The organism is Nitrosospira sp. Nsp1 (assembly GCF_900100985.1).
GTDB lineage: Bacteria > Pseudomonadota > Gammaproteobacteria > Burkholderiales > Nitrosomonadaceae > Nitrosospira.
In genome coordinates, this window is record NZ_FMUF01000012.1 from 22,516 (window position 1) to 41,311 (window position 18,796).

The 18,796-nt window shown below is 54.4% G+C and carries 12 protein-coding genes; 8 read left to right on the forward strand and 4 right to left on the reverse strand.

All coding sequences use genetic code 11. The features are described 5' to 3' along the window. The first annotated feature begins 152 nt into the window (after positions 1–152). On the forward strand, positions 153–2,072 hold the full coding sequence (gene htpG, locus BLP78_RS09070; RefSeq protein WP_090458579.1) for a molecular chaperone HtpG: 1,920 nt from the start codon (positions 153–155) through the stop codon (positions 2,070–2,072). 37 nt (positions 2,073–2,109) lie between these two features. Here the strand turns inward: htpG and nhaR are convergent, their stop codons facing one another. Together nhaR and BLP78_RS16005 are read right to left on the reverse strand one after the other, a co-directional pair. After that, complete coding sequence (nhaR, locus tag BLP78_RS09075) at positions 2,110–3,045, reverse strand: transcriptional activator NhaR (RefSeq protein WP_090458580.1); 936 nt, start codon at positions 3,043–3,045, stop codon at positions 2,110–2,112. Between the two features lie 289 nt (positions 3,046–3,334). After that, complete coding sequence (locus BLP78_RS16005; RefSeq protein WP_256330186.1) at positions 3,335–3,637, reverse strand: hypothetical protein; 303 nt, start codon at positions 3,635–3,637, stop codon at positions 3,335–3,337. 7 nt (positions 3,638–3,644) lie between these two features. Here BLP78_RS16005 and BLP78_RS09080 point away from each other — a divergent pair, with 7 nt between their 5' ends. The 7 genes from BLP78_RS09080 to slmA all read left to right on the forward strand — a co-directional run bounded on the left by BLP78_RS09080 (position 3,645) and on the right by slmA (position 15,791). Then, positions 3,645–4,805, forward strand: a complete 1,161-nt coding sequence (locus BLP78_RS09080) for a TolC family protein (protein WP_256330187.1) — start codon at positions 3,645–3,647, stop codon at positions 4,803–4,805. Continuing rightward, a complete protein-coding gene (locus BLP78_RS09085; protein ID WP_090458584.1) occupies positions 4,802–5,965 on the forward strand; it encodes an efflux RND transporter periplasmic adaptor subunit in 1,164 nt (387 codons plus the stop codon). The genes BLP78_RS09080 and BLP78_RS09085 overlap by 4 nt, the downstream gene beginning before the upstream one ends. Positions 5,966–6,343: 378 nt before the next feature. Next, positions 6,344–9,565, forward strand: a complete 3,222-nt coding sequence (locus BLP78_RS09090) for an efflux RND transporter permease subunit (protein ID WP_090458586.1) — start codon at positions 6,344–6,346, stop codon at positions 9,563–9,565. A 104-nt stretch (positions 9,566–9,669) separates the two neighbouring features. After that, complete coding sequence (locus BLP78_RS15285) at positions 9,670–9,876, forward strand: hypothetical protein (protein ID WP_143002931.1); 207 nt, start codon at positions 9,670–9,672, stop codon at positions 9,874–9,876. Positions 9,877–10,193: 317 nt separating this feature from the next. Continuing rightward, entirely contained in the window at positions 10,194–13,325 is a 3,132-nt protein-coding gene (locus tag BLP78_RS09095; protein WP_090458587.1) for an efflux RND transporter permease subunit, read from the forward strand. 776 nt (positions 13,326–14,101) lie between these two features. After that, a complete protein-coding gene (gene argB, locus BLP78_RS09100; protein WP_025042005.1) occupies positions 14,102–14,986 on the forward strand; it encodes an acetylglutamate kinase in 885 nt (294 codons plus the stop codon). A 193-nt stretch (positions 14,987–15,179) separates the two neighbouring features. Continuing rightward, the gene (gene slmA, locus BLP78_RS09105) at positions 15,180–15,791 is read left to right on the forward strand and encodes a nucleoid occlusion factor SlmA (protein ID WP_090458589.1); all 612 of its coding nucleotides are present in this window, start codon (positions 15,180–15,182) and stop codon (positions 15,789–15,791) included. A gap of 288 nt (positions 15,792–16,079) precedes the next feature. On the opposite strand, the gene BLP78_RS09110 is transcribed toward slmA, so the two are convergent. Together BLP78_RS09110 and BLP78_RS09115 are read right to left on the reverse strand one after the other, a co-directional pair. Then, positions 16,080–16,847 (reverse strand): HesA/MoeB/ThiF family protein, encoded by a 768-nt coding sequence (locus tag BLP78_RS09110; RefSeq protein ID WP_090458591.1) that lies wholly within the window; start codon positions 16,845–16,847, stop codon positions 16,080–16,082. 495 nt (positions 16,848–17,342) lie between these two features. Then, the gene (locus BLP78_RS09115; protein WP_090458592.1) at positions 17,343–18,773 is read right to left on the reverse strand and encodes a S41 family peptidase; all 1,431 of its coding nucleotides are present in this window, start codon (positions 18,771–18,773) and stop codon (positions 17,343–17,345) included. Positions 18,774–18,796: the final 23 nt, after the last annotated feature.

Consider the following 18,796-nt stretch of genomic DNA (forward strand, 5'->3'; position numbering starts at 1 on the left):
GGAATGGAGCACCCCAAAAACCGTACACTTCCCCCCGTCCAACTACCGGATTTAGGTTGAAGCAAGATTTGGCGGTTTATTAGCGCTGGGCGGCTTGAAAACTTCCAATGCGCCCTAATTTATCCTATTGCGTTATTTCAGGAGATAAAACCATGCAAGACACAGCTACAAAAGAACATCTAAGTTTCCAGACTGAAGTCAAGCAGTTGCTCAAGCTGATGATTCATTCCTTATATAGTAACAAGGAAATTTTTTTGCGCGAACTGATTTCCAACGCATCGGATGCGGCCGATAAGCTACGCTTCGAGGGCCTCTCCGATGGCGCGCTGTACGAATCCGACTCAGATCTGAAGATTCGCATCGGCTATGATGCCGCAGCCCGCACCCTCACGATTTCCGATAACGGTATTGGCATGTCGCGGCAGGAGGTCATTGACCATATAGGCACAATCGCCAAGTCGGGCACGCGTGAATTCTTCAGTTCGTTAACCGGCGATCAGGCCAAGGATGCGCATTTGATTGGCCAGTTTGGCGTCGGTTTTTATTCGGCTTTCATCGTTGCGGACAAGGTGACGCTCGTTACGCGTCGTGCCGGCATGACGCCTGAGCATGGGATCCGTTGGGAATCCGGTGGTGAAGGAGATTATACGCTGGAGACAGTGGAGAAAACAGATCGCGGCACTGAGATCACGCTGCATTTGCGCGAAGGCGAGGATGACCTGCTCAACGGTTGGCGGCTCCGCTCTATCATACGGAAGTATTCAGATCATATTACCTTCCCCATTGTGATGAAGAAAGAGGAGTGGTCGCAGGAAAAAAATGAAAACGCGATTACCGATGAAGACGAGACCGTTAATCAGGCAAGTGCGCTATGGGCGCGACCCAAGAGCGAAATAACAACTGAGCAATACAACGAATTCTACAAGCACGTAGCGCATGATTTCGAGCCGCCGCTGGCCTATCTTCACGCCAGGGTAGAGGGTAAGCAGGAATATACGCAACTGCTTTATATTCCGTCGCGCGCGCCGTTCGACTTGTTTGATCGTGAATCCCGCCATGGCATCAAGCTTTATGTCCGGCGGGTCTTTATCATGGATGACGCCAAGCAGTTGCTGCCGAACTACTTGCGTTTTGTGCGTGGTGTAATCGACTCGAACGACCTGCCGCTAAATATTTCGCGCGAGATATTACAGGAGTCGAAAGATATAGAAGCCATACGCGCGGGCGCCGCGAAAAAAGTCCTGGGCCTGCTTGAAGACCTGGCTCAAAGCGACCAGGAAGATGACAAAGCCAAATTCAAGACCTTCTGGAAGGAATTTGGGCAGGTAATCAAAGAGGGAGTGGCTGAAGATTTCACTAATCGTGAACGTATCGCCAAGCTGTTACGTTTCGTCTCCACCCATACCGACTCCGACGAGCAGACTATGTCGTTCAGCGATTACATTACCCGCATGAAGGAGGGTCAGGAAAAAATTTATTATGTTACCGCCGATAGCCTCAAGGCAGCCCGAAGCAGTCCCCATCTGGAAGTCTTCCTCAAGAAAGGAATCGAAGTATTATTGCTGTCCGATCGCGTGGATGAATGGCTGGTTGCAAATCTGACGGAGTTCGAGGGTAAACCCCTGCAATCTGTGGCTAAGGGTAGCCTGGACCTGGGAAAACTGGAGGATGAGGCGGAGAAAAAGGAGCAAGAGAAAGAAGCGGACGAATACAAGGAGCTTACCGAGAAAATAAAGAGCGTTCTCGGCGAGCAGGTGAAGGATGTACGCGTGACGTTACGCCTCACGGAATCTCCTGCCTGCCTGGTTGCCGATAGCCACGACATGAGCGGGAATCTGGAGCGTCTGCTTAAGTCAGCGGGGCAGAAAGTGGATCATGCCAAGCCCATTCTGGAGATCAATCCCCACCATCCCATGATTCAACGCCTGAAATCGGACGAGGCTCACTTCGATGACTGGAGCCACATTCTGTTCGACCAGGCATTGTTGGCTGAAGGCGGTCAGCTTGAAGATCCTGCCAGCTTCGTCAAAAGAATCAATGAACTATTTTTGGCGACCGAAAGTGAGAAATAGTGCTGTCGAGGCACAGGCAGCAATTTCTCCACTGAAGTCAATTTTGCCTGCCGGCTTTATGAGCGCTACCGGGATACAGATTTGCGAATAGTTTCCGGTGGGCAGTATCATTGATAGCAACGACGGCGGGATGAGTCAGGCGGCGTTCCATGGAGATGGCGTAAAACTGCTCGGTGACGTCGTCTGTTTGACCAATAATTGTAACGCCGTGCTCGCGCTGCACTTCATCGGCTATCACCGACGGCGCGATAAAAATGCCGATGCCGGCCTGGCCGAAGGCCTGCATCAGCGCACTGTCGTCAAATTCCCCCACAATACGCGGGCGAAGCTGTTGCGCACCGAACCAGCGCATTAGCGGTATTCGCACAGCGGCTTCCTTTCCGGGAATGAGCATAGGCGCCGAATCAAGAATACGAGGCCATGCTTGCTTGAACTGTGCCGCAAGCCGCGGTTCGGCAAAGAACGTGATGCCGCAGTCACCGAGTTTATGGCTATAGCCTTTTACATTAGTCTCGGCTGGCATGGGACGGTCCGCGAGTACCAGATCCAGGCGCTGGATGGCCAGCTCCACCAGCAAGCGGACAAGCTTGTCTTCACGGCAGACGATGCGCACAGGCTCGGCGAGCGTCATCGCCGGGGTGAGCAACCGATAGGCGATGGACTTGGGAACAGCATCGTCGACGCCCACGCGGAATGAAATGAAATGGCTTTCAGGGTGGCTGCGCAGGGCCTCTTCCAGCTCGTTGCCGACCTGAAAGATTTCATCGGCGTAGGAAAGCGTGAGCCGGCCCGTCTCCGTCAATTCCAGGCGTCGTCCAACGCGCAGAAAAAGCGCTACGCCAAGCGACTCTTCCAATAATCCGATCTGGCCGCTCAGGGTTTGTGGTGTGAGATTCAGGCGTTCGCTCGCCCTGACAATACTGCCGGCCTTTGCGACAGCCCAAAAATGATGTAATTGCTTATAGTTGAGCATCGCGGGTACAGCCTTGCCGTGACCGAGAAGGTGATAATTCGAAAAAACCGATTATATCATCAGTAAGATACTACTTTTCTTGATGCAAGTTCTCAATTAGACTACTTTTTATCCTCTACGCGCAGAGGCCGAATTACGTTTTCTTTTTTAGCAATCGAATTTTTTATGGTTGTGTCAAAATGCTTGTGGCCGATTCCGGCCATCGTGCCTGGAATTCAGCTTACTCACTTCCGTTGGAGCTGCCATTGCTTTAGAAAAACTTAAGGTAGTACATGCATATATCACTCCTTTATCGTATTTTGCCCAGCCTCATCCTTGTTTCGCCATTTACGCCCGCCTCGGCCCAGGGGTCGGCAACCATGCCTGAGCTCACTGCACCTGTTTTTGCGCCTGCACCTACGATTGCACCTACAGCCGCACCTGTAACTGCTCCCCCCGGATCCGGCGCACCGCCTGTTAAAGTGCGTCCTACGATACCTTCTACATCAGTACCATCCACCGTGCCGTCCGCAGGGCCACCTTCCGCCATACCGTCCGTCACCCTGCCTTCCGCTGCCGCATCTCCGCCCGCGCCTGCCGGGGCACTCTCCATCGAAGCCTTGCAAAGGCTGGGGCTGGAAGCCAACGGACTGGTGCGTGCCGCTCAATCGCAAGTGGAGATGGCGCAAGCAGGCGTGGTTGGGGCGACAGCCTATCCTAATCCGACAGTGAGCGTCATAGGTGGGCCTCAGCATCCCCGAATCCAGGCGGCAAATCCAGCGACGAATACGCGTCAGGTAACTGTCAGTCAAACTATTGAGAATCCATTTGTGCGGAGCGCGCGCATCGGTTCGGCCGAGGCTGGCGTAGAGGCCAGCCGCGCCAGTTTCCATCAGGTTCGCGCAGACCTGGCGGCGCAGTTGCGGGTACGCGCATATGAACTGCTGCTGCGCCAGGAGATAGCGCGCATGGAAGCGAGCGTTTTCGACCTTATGGAAGAAGTGCGGCGGCGCATCCAAGTGGGCGTAGGCGTGGGCGAAACAGCGCGTTTCGAGTTGATCAGAGCTGACGCCGAGGTGCTGAATGCCGCGAGCCGCAAAGAAGCGGCGCTATTGAATGCGCAACGAGCGCGGGTTGCGCTGATGCAATTTACGGCGGGCGCCTTGAAACCTGATTTCGCAATAAACGCGTCCTTGTTCGATCCGGTCAATCTGCCTCCGCTGGAGCAATTGCGCCTGGAAGTGCCGGCTGTCAACCCCGATGTGTTGCGCTTGCAGGCCGAATCGGAACGAGCACGTCTGCGAATCAATCAGGAACGCGCTTCGGTGCTGCCCTCGGTGGACGTCGTATACAGCAATTATCAGGATGCTCAGTACACGGACAACAGGGGTGGTCTAAGAGTGACTGTTCCCCTGTTATACCAGCGTCGTGGGGAAATCGACGCTGCTATCGCCGATTCTGCACGCGTGCGGGAAACGCTGGATTACCGTCGCTTCGAGATCGGCCAGTTGCTTGAATCCGCCTGGCAAGGCCTGCAAATCGCGCAGCGCAGGGTGGAGATGTTCGAAGGCGGTATCATCAAGGAGGCCGAGAATGCACTGCAAATTGCCCAGGCAGCTTACCGGTTTGGCGAGCGTCCTCTGATTGAGGTGCTCGACACCCAGCGTGTACTTCGGGGGATATTAGCGGAGTCATTGCAGGCACGCTTTGATTTACAGGCTGCTGCTGCCGAAATCGATCGGCTGCGGGCTTATTATCCAGGGGAGCAAGCCCACGAATGAAAATTATGTTGCCGATAACGGGTGTGGTTGTATTTGCCGTTCTGCTCTCTGGGGGTTGTGGCGGCAGCAAGGAGGCTGCAACCCCCAGCAAAGAAGCCGTGGTACAAGAGCCAGAGGATGTGAACAGCATCACGATTCGGCCGGAACTGGCGCAACGCATCACGATCGGCCAACCGACAATGGTCGATCTTGCCGATAAGTTGCAGGTTCCAAGCCAGGTCGAGGTGGATGAGGAGAGGCTTGTCAGTATCGGGTCCTATGTGACAGGACGCATCGTCGACTTATACGTGACGCTGGGTCAGAGCGTCGAAGCCGGAGCGCCGTTGGCGCGTATTTCCAGCCCCGAATTAACGCAGGCGCAACTTGCCTACTTAAGAGCGTCTTCGCGGACTGTACTGGCCCAGAAAGCGGCAGAGCGTGCTCACCATTTACTTTCCGCAGACGTGATCGCTATTGCGGAGGTGGAACGGCGCGAGTCGGAATTGGAAGTTTCGCGTGCCGAGCTGGAGGCGGCGAAGGATCAGCTGAGGTTGCTGGGCGTGGATAGCGCTGCGCTGAAAGATCTGATAAGTAAGGGACATATTCTGCCATCCGTTGCCATCAAAGCGTCGAAAAGCGGCATCGTTATTGGGCGGAACGTCATCATCGGGCAAGTAGTACAGCCCTCCGATCTGCTATTTCGGGTAGCTGACCTGTCTTCGGTTTGGGTGGTGGGCGATGTGCCGGAGCAAATTGCCCGGGATGTGCAGGTCGGTCAACATGTGGAGATCCATGTTCCAGCACTGGGTGATATCAACTTCGATGGCCTGATTATATTTGTTGCCGATACGGTAAACCCTTTGACCCGGACGGTGATGGTACGCACGGCAGTTGATAATCCCCGACGCAAGCTCAAGCCCGACATGCTGGCCACACTGCATGTCACCGACAACCCGCATAAAAGCCTTGTCGTACCAGAAACCGCGGTGGTGCGCGAGGCTAATAAGGATTACGTATTTCTTGCTCAGGGCGACAATCGATTTCTCCGCGTTCCCGTTGAACTGGGCCCCGAAGTGGCTGATATGCGTCCTGTGCTCAAGGGGCTCACGCCTGAGCGGAACATAGTAGTGGACGGCGCGTTTCACTTGGACAACGAGCGGAAGCTAGCCGAATTGGAATAAGCCTGAATCTGGTAGTTGGACAGGGTGAAGTGTACGGTTTTTGGGGTATAGGGCAAGGCGCAGTGACGCGGAATACAGCCGCACAGGGTGGAGCAGTGCCTTCCGCAGAAAGGTGCGACCCGAGGCGGGATGCGGGCGCCCCTTGCGTGTGGAACGTGATCGCGGCATCCCCTGCGCTGCGCAGGGTCCATCGGGCGATGCTTGGGAGCGCCGTTCCATTCCAAGAAATTGCAACGCGGCCATGTGCCGCAAAAACCGTGCAATTCACCTCGTAACGGCCCTCACCCGTAAGGTGAGCGTCAAATAATATGAAATATTGTGATTAATCATGACACTGATCTATTAAATAAGCGGTCAATACCGGATCTAGGATAAGTCATGCTTGGTTCATTCGTACGCGCCCTGCTCAGACAACGCCTTCTGGTGCTAGTGGTCTCATTAGCCCTGTGCGTGGCAGGCGTGTTTGCCTCGAAGAATCTCTCGGTCGATGCCTTCCCCGATGTGACCAACATACAGGTAATCGTCGCCACCGTTTCGATCGGACGCAGCCCGGAGGAGATTGAGCGGCTGGTCACGGTTCCGGTGGAACTCGCTATGATCGGCCTGCCGGGGCTGGTTGAGCTGCGCGCCATGAACAAGAGCGGGTTGTCGCTCATTACCCTGGTGTTTACTGACGAGACCGACGTTTTCTTCGCACGCCAGCTGGTGATGGAACGGCTGATCGAAGTCACGCCCAGGCTCATACCGGGTATCACGCCGGTACTCGGGCCGGTTACCACCGGCTTGGGTGAGGTCTACCAATATACGATCGAGCACCCGAACGACGGCAAGCGCGCCCTCACCGTCGCCGAACTGACCGAACGGCGCACGATTCAGAACTGGGTGGTGCGCCCCCTGCTGCGCGCGACGCAGGGCGTGGCGGAAGTCAACTCCATTGGCGGCTTTGTCAAGGAATATCACGTGCTGGTCGATTCGAACCGGCTGCGTCACTATGATCTGACGCTAGGAGCGGTCGACCGGGCCATCGCGAGCAACAATGCAAACGCCAGCGGCAACATCCTGCCGCTGCACGCGGAACAGTATTTAATCCGTGCTGTCGGTCTGATCAAAACACTGGACGATGTTCGTAACATCGTGCTTAAAGAGGTGGATGGTGTGCCGATATACGTGCGTGACGTGGCCGAAGTACGGTTCGGCGAAGAGGTGCGCCAAGGGGCCAGTGTCAAGGGCGGCTACACCGAGTCGGTTGCCGGTATCGTAATGATGTTGGCCAACGGGAATGCCAAGGAAATCGTCGGGCGGTTAAAAGAAAAAATTGCAGATATCAATGAACGCGGGCTATTGCCGGGTGGACTCCAGATCGTGCCTTTTTATGATCGTACCGATTTGGTGGACGCCGCACTAGGGACGGTTTACAGCACGTTGATGGAATCCATGATCCTGGTGATCGTGGTCTTATTTGTTTTTCTCGGTAACCTGCGCACCAGCCTGGTCGTGGTGTCGACGCTGGTCATTACGCCGCTGGTTACTTTTATGATAATGAACCAGCAGGGTATCGCGGCAAATCTGATGTCGTTGGGGGGGCTGACAATTGCAATCGGCATGATGGTAGACCCCACCATAGTAGTGGTGGAGAATATCTTCCTACGCTTGGGTCAGGCCCGCGACACAGGCGAATCCAAGCTTGAGACGATTGTCAAGGCAGTTGCCGAGGTGGGGACGCCGGTGGTCTTCGGTGTTGTCGTCACTGTCCTTGTGTTCCTGCCTCTTATGACCCTGCAAGGCATGGAAGGCAAGACGTTCAGCCCGCTTGCCGTCACCATCGCCATCTCGCTGCTGGTGGCGCTGGTTGTTTCGCTGACGCTGTCGCCGGTGCTAAGCGACTACATCCTGAAAGGCGGAAGTGAGAAGGACACCAAAATCGTCGCCACCCTCAAGTCCATCTACTTGCGCGTGCTCGATCGGGCGCTGGGGAGCCGTAAGATCACGATCATGATAGCGCTGGGTGCTCTCGGGCTGGCGTTCGCCTTGTTTCCGTTGCTCGGAAAATCCTTCATTCCGATCATGAAGGAAGGCGCGGTGACACCCGTGATTATCCGTGTCCCCTCGATTTCGCTGCCTAAAGCGATCGAGCTTGAAATGGAGGCGACAAAACTGATCGCTGCGGTGCCGGGGGTGGTAAGCGTGGTATCCAAGCTTGGCCGGGGCGCGGAGCCCGCCGATCCTGCGTCGCAAAATGAGTCCGACCCCATTGCGGCACTGGATCTGAAGGGCTCTGGCCGCACCCAGCAGGCGATCGAGGAGGATATTCGTGAGGCGCTGTCGGTGCTGCCAGGCGTGAATATCGCGCTGTCGCAACCGATCGCGCAGCGGGTGGACGAGATGGTGACGGGGGTACGCTCGCAACTCGCGGTCAAGATCTTTGGCGATGACCTAGAGGAGTTGCGTAAGCTATCTGAGCAGGTGGCGCGCATCATCAAGTCGACGCGCGGCGCACGCGATCTCCGTATCGAACGCTTGTCGGGCCAACAGGAATTGATGATCGACATCGATCGCCGTGCCATTGCCCGCCATGGCCTCAACGTTGCCGATGTCAACGAGTTGGTCGCGACGGCGGTCGGCGGCAAGGCAGTCACTACAGTTTTTGACCGCGAGCGGCGTTTTGTGCTCCTCTTGCGCTTCCCCGAGCGTTTTCGCGACGATGTCGAGGCCATCCGTGATCTCTTGCTGCGCCCTCCGGGCGGCCCCGGCGGCCCCAGCGGTCTGATAGCGCGCGGCGGCGTCCTGGTTCCGTTGAGCGCGGTGGCGAATATCAGCGTTGTCGATGGCCCTGCGATCATCTCGCGCGAATACGCCAAACGCCGGGTGGTGATCGGCGTCAACGTGCATGACCGGGACATCGGCGGTTTCGTGGCTGAACTCCAGGAACGTACCGCAAGAGAAATCAAATTGCCTACCGGGTACTACTTCGTTTGGGGCGGGCAATTCGAGAACATGGAGCGCGCAATGGCGACGCTCCTGGTGATCGTGCCGATTACCTTGGCCGCAATTTTCTTCCTGTTGTTCATGTTGTTTGGTTCGGTCAAGCTTGCCACGCTCATCTTCCTGGCTTTGCCGTTTGCTTCCGTCGGCGGTGTTATCGGATTGTTTGTTACCGGCGAGTATCTGTCAGTACCGGCATCAGTGGGTTTCATCGCGGTATGGGGCATATCGATATTGAATGGGGTGGTGTTGATTTCTTTTATCAGGGAACTGCGTGAGCAAGGACTAAGTGTGCCCGAGGCAGTAAAAAAAGGTTGTGAGGCGCGTTTTCGTCCCGTGCTGATGACCGCAGCTACTACCCTGCTGGGCCTGGCACCGTTTCTGACCGCCACCGGTCTTGGCTCCGAGGTGCAGAAGCCGTTGGCCATCGTGGTGATCTCGGGGCTGACCACCGCATCTATGATGACGATGGTGTTAATGCCCATGATCTACCCCTGGTTCGATGACCAACCCGGCAAGCCCGGCGGAAATGGCACCAAGAACGCGAGTCCCCGTCTCAGTCTAATCGCCAGGGTTCGCGCGAGATTCGGAAAAAATTCTCCGATCTCCGGCACGTGACTTGCTCATAGGCGAGTTTCTTCGTGCAGGTTATGCCGCAAAGAAGGCGAGAAGCAGTTCGCGAGAGCGGCGTCAAGGCGGTAGGGTTACCCAGGAAGCGCGGTATGACAGTAGCAGAGATGAGTGGGAGCGACTGGCTTTGCAAGACGCTCAAGCGTTTCCGCATCAGAATCGAAGGCAACATCTTCACTCTGAAATGGGCCATCTGTGATACGTATGGAGTGGGCTGGAGACTTCAAGGCTTATGCTCTGTCCACGTGTTTGCCTGCAGTCTTGGGCGTTATGCACGCCTGGCACGACAGACGGCGTAGCCCTGGGCAATAGCACAAAGTAGAGGTGACCCGTAAAGACCACGGGGCGTACTCGGCTTGACCGAGAAATGGGAAAAACCTCCTAAATCGGATAGCGTTGTGAAAAATAAGGGGAGACAGAGTAATGCATAGCTAAACCAACTCCACGAATTGAATGCTGGAAACACTCAATCAGTAAAATATGCGGTCGTTTCTGGATCAGAACAATGCTAATAGATGCATCAAACTGGGAATGACTCACCATCGAACAGAAAACCGTCGCGGGTGCTGCGCTTCATTTAAACAACGGGCCTAAGCTCGCCGGATTGGAATAAACAATGCTTTCTTTAATCGTTCGTGCCATGCTCAAACAACGCCTGATCGTGGTGGTGGTTGCGCTGGCTCTGATTGGTGCAGGCGTTCGCGCCTCCACGAAATTATCGGTCGATGCGTTCCCGGACGTGACCAATGTACAGGTACAGGTTGCCACCGAGGCGGTTGGCCGCAGCCCGGAGGAGATAGAGCGATTGGTGACGGTACCGGTGGAAATCGCGATGACCGGCTTGCCGGGCCTTGTGGAAATGCGTTCGTTAAATAAAAGCGGACTCTCTCTTATTACTCTGGTGTTTACCGACGAGACCGATGTTTATTTCGCACGCCAGTTAGTGATGGAACGGTTACTCGGGGTAGCCGGCAAAATGCCGCCCGGCATTACACCGATGCTCGGGCCCGTCACGACGGGTCTCGGCGAGGTCTACCAATACAATCTTATTCATCCTGACGATGATAAGCGTGCGCTTACGCCGGAAGAATTGACCGAACGCCGCACCATTCAGGATTGGGTGGTTCGTCCGCTGCTACGCGCAGTGCCGGGCGTGGCGGAGATCAATTCCATGGGAGGCTTTGTCAAGCAATATCATGTGCTGGTCAATCCCGACCGGTTACGTCATTACGATCTGACGCTGGCGCAAGTCGACCGGGCCATCGCGAGCAACAATGCCAATGCCAGCGGCAACATCTTGCCATTACGTGCCGAACAATACCTGATCCGCGGCGTCGGCCTGATCCAGACGCTGGATGACATCAGAAACATTGTTGTTAAGGAGCGGGACGGTATACCCGTGTTTGTGCGTGACGTCGCCCGGGTAGAATTTGGCGCCGAGGTTCGTCAAGGCGCCATGATCAAGGGGGGCTATACCGAGGCGGTAGGTGGTATTGTGATGATGTTGCGCGGCGGGAACGCCAAGGAAATCGTCGGGCGGGTAAAGGAGAAGGTTGCTGAGATCAATGAGCGCGGTCTGCTTCCGGGTGGACTCCAGATTGTGCCATTCTATGATCGGACTGATCTCGTCAATGCGGCGCTGTGGACGGTGAGCAAAGTCCTGATCGAAGGCATTCTGCTTGTGGTAGTGATATTGTTCATCTTTCTAGGTGATGTGCGCTCCAGCCTGATCGTGGTTGCGACCCTTGTCATTACGCCGCTGATTACCTTTATGGTGATGAACCAGCAGGAGATCTCCGCTAACCTGATGTCGCTTGGCGGGTTGGCTATTGCCATTGGGTTGATGGTGGATTCCACGGTAGTGGTGGTGGAAAATGTCTATCATCGTCTGGGTCATGCCGACGAGACGCCCGAATCGAAGCTGCAAACTATTATTGACGCTGTGGTCGAGGTGGGGACGCCGGTGATCTTCGGCATCTCCATCATTATTCTCGTGTTCCTGCCGCTGATGGCGCTGCAAGGAATGGAGGGGAAAACTTTCAGCCCGCTCGCCTTCACTATTGCCATTGCGCTGGCAGTTTCGCTGGTTGTCTCGCTGACGCTGTCACCGGTTCTTTGCGCCTATGTTCTAAAGGGTGGCGCCGATAACGATACCAGAATTATCGCTTTGCTCAAATCCGGATATCGGCGGCTGCTCAACTCGGCGCTGGCTAACGAGAAAATTACCATCCTCATAGCCTTGGGTTTGCTTGGACTGTCTTTTCTCCTGTTTCCATTCTTGGGCAAATCTTTCATTCCAACCATGCAGGAAGGTTCGATTACGCCCGTTATTATCCGCGTCCCATCGATTTCGCTGGATGAAGCCATCGAGATGGAATCGGAAGCGATGAGAATGATCGCCGCAGTGCCAGGGGTCAAGACCGTGGTATCCAAGCTGGGTCGTGGCGAATCACCTGCGGATCCTGCGTCGCAGAACGAGTCCGATCCTATTGCAACACTGGACCCCGAATCAGGTCGCACGCAAAGTGAGGTAGAGGAGGACATCCGCAAGGTTCTGGACGTGCTTCCCGGTGTATCTATCGTGTTGTCTCAGCCTATCGCACAGCGGGTGGATGAAATGGTCACCGGGGTGCGCTCGGAGGTCGCGATCAAGATCTTCGGCGACGATCTGGAAGAGTTGCGCAAGTTGTCCGAGCAGGTGGCCCGTATCCTCAAGTCCGTGCGCGGTGCACGTGATATCCGGATCGAGCGTTTATCCGGCCAGCAATCGCTCACTATTGATATCGATCGTCGCGCGATTGCCCGCCACGGTCTCAACGTTGCTGATGTAAACGAGTTGATCGCAACAGCTATCGGTGGCAAAGCGGTTACTACCGTATTTGAGGGCGAGCGACGCATTGCCCTCCTCCTGCGCTTCCCTGAGCGATTCCGTAACGATGTAGAGGCGATTCGCGATCTTTTGCTACGTCCAGCCGCAAATGCGGGACCGGATGGGGCTATGGGACGCGGCGCTCTTGTACCGCTAAGCGCAGTGGCGGACATCCGGGTTGTTGACGGCCCGGCACTGGTTTCCCGTGAATATGCCAAACGTCGTGTGGTGGTTGGCGCTAACGTACACGAACGCGATCTCGGCGGTTTCGTTGCAGAAATTCAGGAGCGTGTCGCCCAGGAGGTCAAGCTTCCCACCGGTTATTACTTCGTCTGGGGTGGACAGTTCGAGAATATGGAACGTGCCATGGCGACGCTCTCGGTAATAGTCCCGCTTACGATCGCGGCAATTTTCTTCCTGCTGTTCGTGCTGTTCAATTCAGTCAAGCTTGCGGGACTCATCATACTGGTACTGCCATTTGCTTCCATCGGGGGGGTCATCGGACTTTTCGTCACGGGCGAATATCTTTCGGTTCCAGCCTCAGTAGGTTTTATTGCCTTATGGGGCATCGCCGTACTGAACGGAGTAGTGCTGATTTCTTATGTCCGGAAGTTGCGTGATGAAGGGGCAAGCGTGGCCGACGCGATCATCAAGGGCTGCGAGCAGCGCTTTCGCCCGGTGCTGATGACGGCCACCGTTGCCATGTTGGGTCTGGTGCCATTTCTTTTTGCCACCGGCCCCGGTTCCGAAGTGCAACGTCCGCTGGCCGTCGTGGTGATCGGCGGCCTGATCACTTCCACTTTGCTGACACTCGTTGTATTGCCCACGTTGTACCGCTGGTTCGACGAGAAGCCGGTACACGTGAGGGAAACAATATGACGAAGATCAGCACGATAATCACGCAATTCCTATAGATACTGTGCGAGGCATAACGTCAAATTCTTGACTCCCCGATATGGCTGTGCAGGAGGGTAAGTATCTGCTCTCGCCATCCTCCCATTAATAACCTGAACCTGATACCGAAGGAAGCGACTGCTTTCGCTGAGAAGTCGCGATTTGTGCCGTTGTCACGGATAATCCTAAACCCGGCAATTGGACGTAGTGGGGAGGGTGAGCTCATAAAAAAAGGTGAAGCTCACGGGGTACGAAAGGGGTACGAAGAAATCCTTTTGGTCATAGCGCTTAGTTGACAAATGAGTTGACTAATGAGCCACAACTGCCCATTCAGGATAATTTCTCCATCTGGTGGTTTCCTTGGCTGTGCATGACTGCGAGATCGGCAATATCAGAAATGGTTCATCTGATTACCGCTTAATGGATCAGCGCAGCATATCCAGAGGATAGCCTGCTATAACCAATGCTTCCATAAAGTTTGAGCTGTGATAGAGCGGCGAAGATGAATTCCTTCTTTTCTCAACGCTCTGATACTAACCCGGATGTTTCATAAATTGACGCGCGCCCTCGCTGGTCTTTTGTTTCGTATGAAAATTTCGTTCAGTCGGGCGTATGAATAACTACGCCACTCTTTCACGAAATCTCCCTACGAAACAAAATCCTGCGCAATCATCGCGCGAATTTATGAAACATCCGGGTTAAAATACTCAACCTGAAAAATACTCGTAAAGTTATCGAGAGCCACGCCACCGAGAAGAGCCATGTCATCATCCCAAACTGCTGCAAAAGATAAAGCGAAAATCCTGGCCGAGGCCTTGCCTTATATTCGGCGTTTTCACGGTAAAACGATTGTCATTAAATATGGCGGTAATGCCATGATCGAGGAGCATCTCAAACAAGGCTTCGCCCGCGACGTCGTGCTGCTGAAGCTTGTGGGAATGAACCCAGTAATCGTTCACGGCGGCGGACCACAGATCAACGATATGCTGAAGCGGGTGGGCAAGCAGGGCGCGTTTATCCAGGGAATGCGCGTGACCGATGCCGAAACGATGGATGTGGTGGAAATGGTGCTGGGACTGATCAATAAGGAAATCGTCAACCTTATCAACCAGCATGGAGGTCTTGCAGTTGGTTTGACCGGTAAAGACGGTAGCTTCATCCGCGCAAAAAAAATGCTTATGCAGGACAGTGAGAAAGCGGGCGGATGGCTCGATATCGGCCAGGTTGGGGAGATTGAAAGCATAAACCCTGCTCTGATCGAGCTATTGGAAACACGCGATTTTATTCCGGTAATCGCCCCTGTCGGCGTGGGCAAGAATGGAGAATCCTACAATATCAATGCCGATCTGGTTGCGGGAGAGCTGGCGAGAGTTTTAAATGCCGAGAAGCTGATACTGCTTACTAATACTCCCGGTGTGCTGGACAAGAATGGTAACCTGTTAACCGGATTGACTGCGCAGAGAGTGGATGAATTATTTGCCGACGGAACCATCTCCGGCGGCATGATACCAAAAATCGGTTCTGCACTGGATGCAGTGAAAAACGGCGTCAAATCCTGTCACATTATTGATGGGCGGGTAGAGCACGGATTACTGCTTGAGGTGATGACGGATGAGGGTGTGGGTACGCTTATAAAGGCGAGCTAAGTGGATAGGCGGATCTTCACCGGAGATCCGCGGCGGTGCCCGAACTCGATTCCGGCTCCATTGACCAGATGTCGTTATTTTCGCTGCTTACGATATTTTCCGACTTATTTCGTGAATATTCACGCCTGAACCGCCCTGGTTCGACACAGGCTTATAAGAATTTGAATGACAGAGTTATCGAATCGAGGAATACATGGCAGCCAAGCCCGGCGAGAGAAAAGATCAAATCCTGCAGGTTCTGGCGGGGATGCTGGAAGAGCCCCGTGCGGGGAAAATCACTACAGCGGCGCTGGCTGCCAACCTGCATGTTTCCGAGGCCGCACTTTATCGTCATTTCGCCAGTAAGGCGCAGATGTATGATGGTTTGATCGAGTTTATCGAGAAAACACTGTTCAGCCTTATCAATAAGTTGACAACGGAAGAGTCAAGCGGTGTTAAGCAAGTAGAAGGAATTTTAGCGCTACTGCTTGGTTTTGCGAAAAAGAACCCCGGTATGACGCGAGTATTGATCGGCGATGCGCTGATCAATGAAAATGATCGCCTGCAAACACGCATCAATCAATTGCACGACCGGTTGGAGGCGACGCTGAAACAGGCGCTGCGCTTCGCAGCCGGTGAGCGTGAAATCGCGTCCGATTCGGACATATCCGCCCAGGCAAACATGCTGATGTGCTACATTGCGGGCCGTTGGCATCAATTTGCCAAAAGCGGCTTCAAACGGGACCCGATGGAGTATTGGGAAGCGCAACGAAGGGCAATATTCTCAAGTGAAGCGTTCAGACATGCTGCTCCCGCCAATGATTGAAGTGTTGGCAAAGGAGAACTGCGACACCGCGTGTGCCGGGCTGAATCAGGTGAAGCATGCAACGCGTTAGCCAGATGATGTTCTCCTGCCCGCTTGGGTGAAACCCGGAACCGCAGCTTCGAGCAGATTACCGCAGAAAAGCGTACTCGTGGAAATCGGGATCGCATGACAGAATCATGCTCCGCCAAGAAGGCATGAAAAGCCCATCGACGTCGCACCATTTCCAGTTTTCACCGGGCTCAAACGATTTGACAATCGGATGAGAAGTCTTGTGATAATGCCGAGTGGCTATTCGATCATAACCGGCTCAGTTGTACCGCATGCCGTGCACGCCGGATCCTTATTCAGTTTGACCGAACGCCATTCCATCGTCAAACCACCGAGCCGCAGCAAACGGCCGTTCAGCGTTTCGCCGATATTCAGCAGGATTTTTAGCGTCTCCGCTGCTTGCACACAACCAATAATACCTACCAGTGGCGCGAACACACCCATAATGGCGCAACGCATATCCTCGTTTTCGCCGGTTCCGGGAAACAGGCATTGATAACAGGGGCTGTGCTCCTGGCGTAGGTCGAATACGGCGACTTGTCCATCGAAGCGCACTGCCGCACCCGATACAAGCGGTTTTTTACGAATGATACAGGCTTGGTTGATGGCGAGCCGGGTGGAAAAATTATCGCTCGCATCTACCACGACATCGGCACTCGTAACGACTTCCAACAATTTCTCTTCATCCATGCGCTCGTTCAGCGTAATCACATTGACTTCGGGATTGATTCCGGCCAGTGTCTTTTTGGCGGAATTTGTCTTGCTCATCCCGATGCGGCTCGTACCGTGAATGATCTGGCGCTGGAGATTGGTCAGGTCGACTTCGTCACTATCGCAAATGGTAAGTCTGCCGACACCACTTGCAGCGAGGTACATCGCCGCAGGCGAACCCAGTCCGCCTGCACCGATAATAAGTACATGTGACCGAATTAAAGCTTCCTGTCCTTGTATGCCGATTTGCGGCAATAGAATGTGGCGGCTGTAGCGCAACAGTTGATCGTCATTCATTGGTCGCAGCGGCGCGCAATTGTTGAGGCACTTGAGCAAGAGATCAGCAAGATCTATTGCTGCCGGCAGAGATGGGCTGCAAGCGGCTTATAGGACAACATGTGCCCATCGCCCGCTGGCATGGTGTCGGCATTATCGGGGAGGTAATTCTCATACGGTGCAATGCGCTTGCCTGTTAATGCCCCACTCAGAGTAAGCATAAGCACGTGTGCAGTAGGGCAGGGCTGGCTGAGCTATAAAGATAGCTCGTATCGACATGACATCTATCGCTCATGGGGAGCCAGGCATCCGATTCTTTGCCAGACCCGAGACTGCCGGTCAGTATCTAACGTAGGGTGTTGCAATAAGCAAAGCGTACTGCGCCGAGCAACAATCGCTTTACAGCCGGCTTGCTCCATATGACCTGAGCAAGCTTTCCATCGCCAGTAATGCGATCTACGGAGGAATTACCTATAGCTCCTCTAATTCCTCCGCTTCGCTGCAGTCATCATTGAATCAATTCGTTACTTTTGCCGAATTCTTGTTCACCAGACTATCCTTGAAATAATTCATCGCCTGGGTCAGCAACAGGTCGCCACTGGAGCCAAATTCCGCTGGGGGCTCCTGTTTCTTGTTTTTTTCTTCTCCATTTTCCGGTTTGATTATCTTGGCCTCGGGCTTAGGTGCAACCTTTATCGCTTCTGTCGCAGGTTTGGCGTCTTGTGGCTTTCCATTGGACAGGTGGCGGTCCAGGTCGGCTTCACGCAAACGTTCAAATTCATCTTTCGCGGATTCGTCGAGGATGTCGGGTGTAATCCCCTTGGCCTGGATAGATTGTCCATTAGGCGTGTAGTAACGCGCGGTGGTGAGCTTTATGGCTGTGTTGTTACCCAACGGCAGGATGGTTTGCACCGACCCTTTTCCGAATGTTTGCGTGCCCATCACGACGGACCGTTTGTGATCCTGAAGCGCGCCCGCGACAATCTCCGAAGCAGAGGCCGAGCCGCCATTTACCAGGGTAATCATGGGCACCGTCTTGATCGCCGCCGGCAGCCGCTTCAGATAGTCGCTTTTTGTATCGCGCAGGTAGAATTCGGGGCTGGCCTTGAGCTTCATCTTGGCATCTTCAGTACGGCCATCGGTATACACCACCAGCGAATTGGCCGGCAGGAAGGCGGCAGACACCGCTACGGCGCCGTTCAGCAGTCCCCCGGGATCGTTGCGCAGGTCCAGTACCAGCCCCTTCATCGGCACAGTACTCTCCTTGAACAATTTATCGATGGCCTTGGTCAGGTTTTCGCCCGTTTGCTCCTGAAATTGCGTGATGCGTATGTATGCATAACCCGGTTCAATCAGTTTCGACTTGACGCTCTGTATCTTGATGACTGCCCGTACCAGCGTGAACACCATCGGTTTGGTCTCACCCTTCCGCAGCACGGTGAGGGTGATCGAAGTGTTGGGTTTGCCCCGCATACGCTTGATGGCATCGGTAAGCGAGAGGCCTTTGACTGCGGTATCGTCCAGCTTGATGATGAGGTCACCCGGTTTGATGCCTGCCCGAAACGCCGGCGTGTCTTCGATTGGCGAAATGACCTTTACGAATCCGTCTTCCATGCTGACTTCGATGCCCAGTCCGCCAAACTCACCCTGCGTACCGATTTGCAGTTCCTTGAAGGCGTCCATATCCAGATAGGCTGAATGCGGATCCAGGCCGGTCAACATTCCGTTGATCGCCTCCGTGATAAGTTTCCTGTCTTCTACCGGTTCGACGTAATCACTCTTGATGCGACCGAATACTTCAGTGAATGCGCGGAGCTCTTCGATTGGAAGAGGATGCAGCACCCCCTGGGTTTCCTTGTCGGCATTGGCAGAAAAATTGAGGCTCAGCATCACGCCGGTGATCACGCCAAAGATGATCAAGCCAAAGTGCCGCATCTTGTTACCCATTAAACATTCTCCAGATTTGTCCA

What these genes read in the sequence shown, in the direction of transcription:
- slmA (WP_090458589.1), top strand. Translation starts at nt 15,180, where the DNA reads ATGGCAGCCAAGCCCGGCGAGAGAAAAGATCAAATCCTGCAGGTTCTG.
- BLP78_RS09110 (WP_090458591.1), bottom strand. Translation starts at nt 16,847, where the DNA reads ATGAATGACGATCAACTGTTGCGCTACAGCCGCCACATTCTATTGCCG.
- htpG (WP_090458579.1), top strand. Translation starts at nt 153, where the DNA reads ATGCAAGACACAGCTACAAAAGAACATCTAAGTTTCCAGACTGAAGTC.
- nhaR (WP_090458580.1), bottom strand. Translation starts at nt 3,045, where the DNA reads ATGCTCAACTATAAGCAATTACATCATTTTTGGGCTGTCGCAAAGGCC.
- BLP78_RS09095 (WP_090458587.1), top strand. Translation starts at nt 10,194, where the DNA reads ATGCTTTCTTTAATCGTTCGTGCCATGCTCAAACAACGCCTGATCGTG.
- BLP78_RS16005 (WP_256330186.1), bottom strand. Translation starts at nt 3,637, where the DNA reads ATGGAGAGTGCCCCGGCAGGCGCGGGCGGAGATGCGGCAGCGGAAGGC.
- BLP78_RS09115 (WP_090458592.1), bottom strand. Translation starts at nt 18,773, where the DNA reads ATGGGTAACAAGATGCGGCACTTTGGCTTGATCATCTTTGGCGTGATC.
- argB (WP_025042005.1), top strand. Translation starts at nt 14,102, where the DNA reads ATGTCATCATCCCAAACTGCTGCAAAAGATAAAGCGAAAATCCTGGCC.
- BLP78_RS15285 (WP_143002931.1), top strand. Translation starts at nt 9,670, where the DNA reads ATGACAGTAGCAGAGATGAGTGGGAGCGACTGGCTTTGCAAGACGCTC.
- BLP78_RS09085 (WP_090458584.1), top strand. Translation starts at nt 4,802, where the DNA reads ATGAAAATTATGTTGCCGATAACGGGTGTGGTTGTATTTGCCGTTCTG.
- BLP78_RS09090 (WP_090458586.1), top strand. Translation starts at nt 6,344, where the DNA reads ATGCTTGGTTCATTCGTACGCGCCCTGCTCAGACAACGCCTTCTGGTG.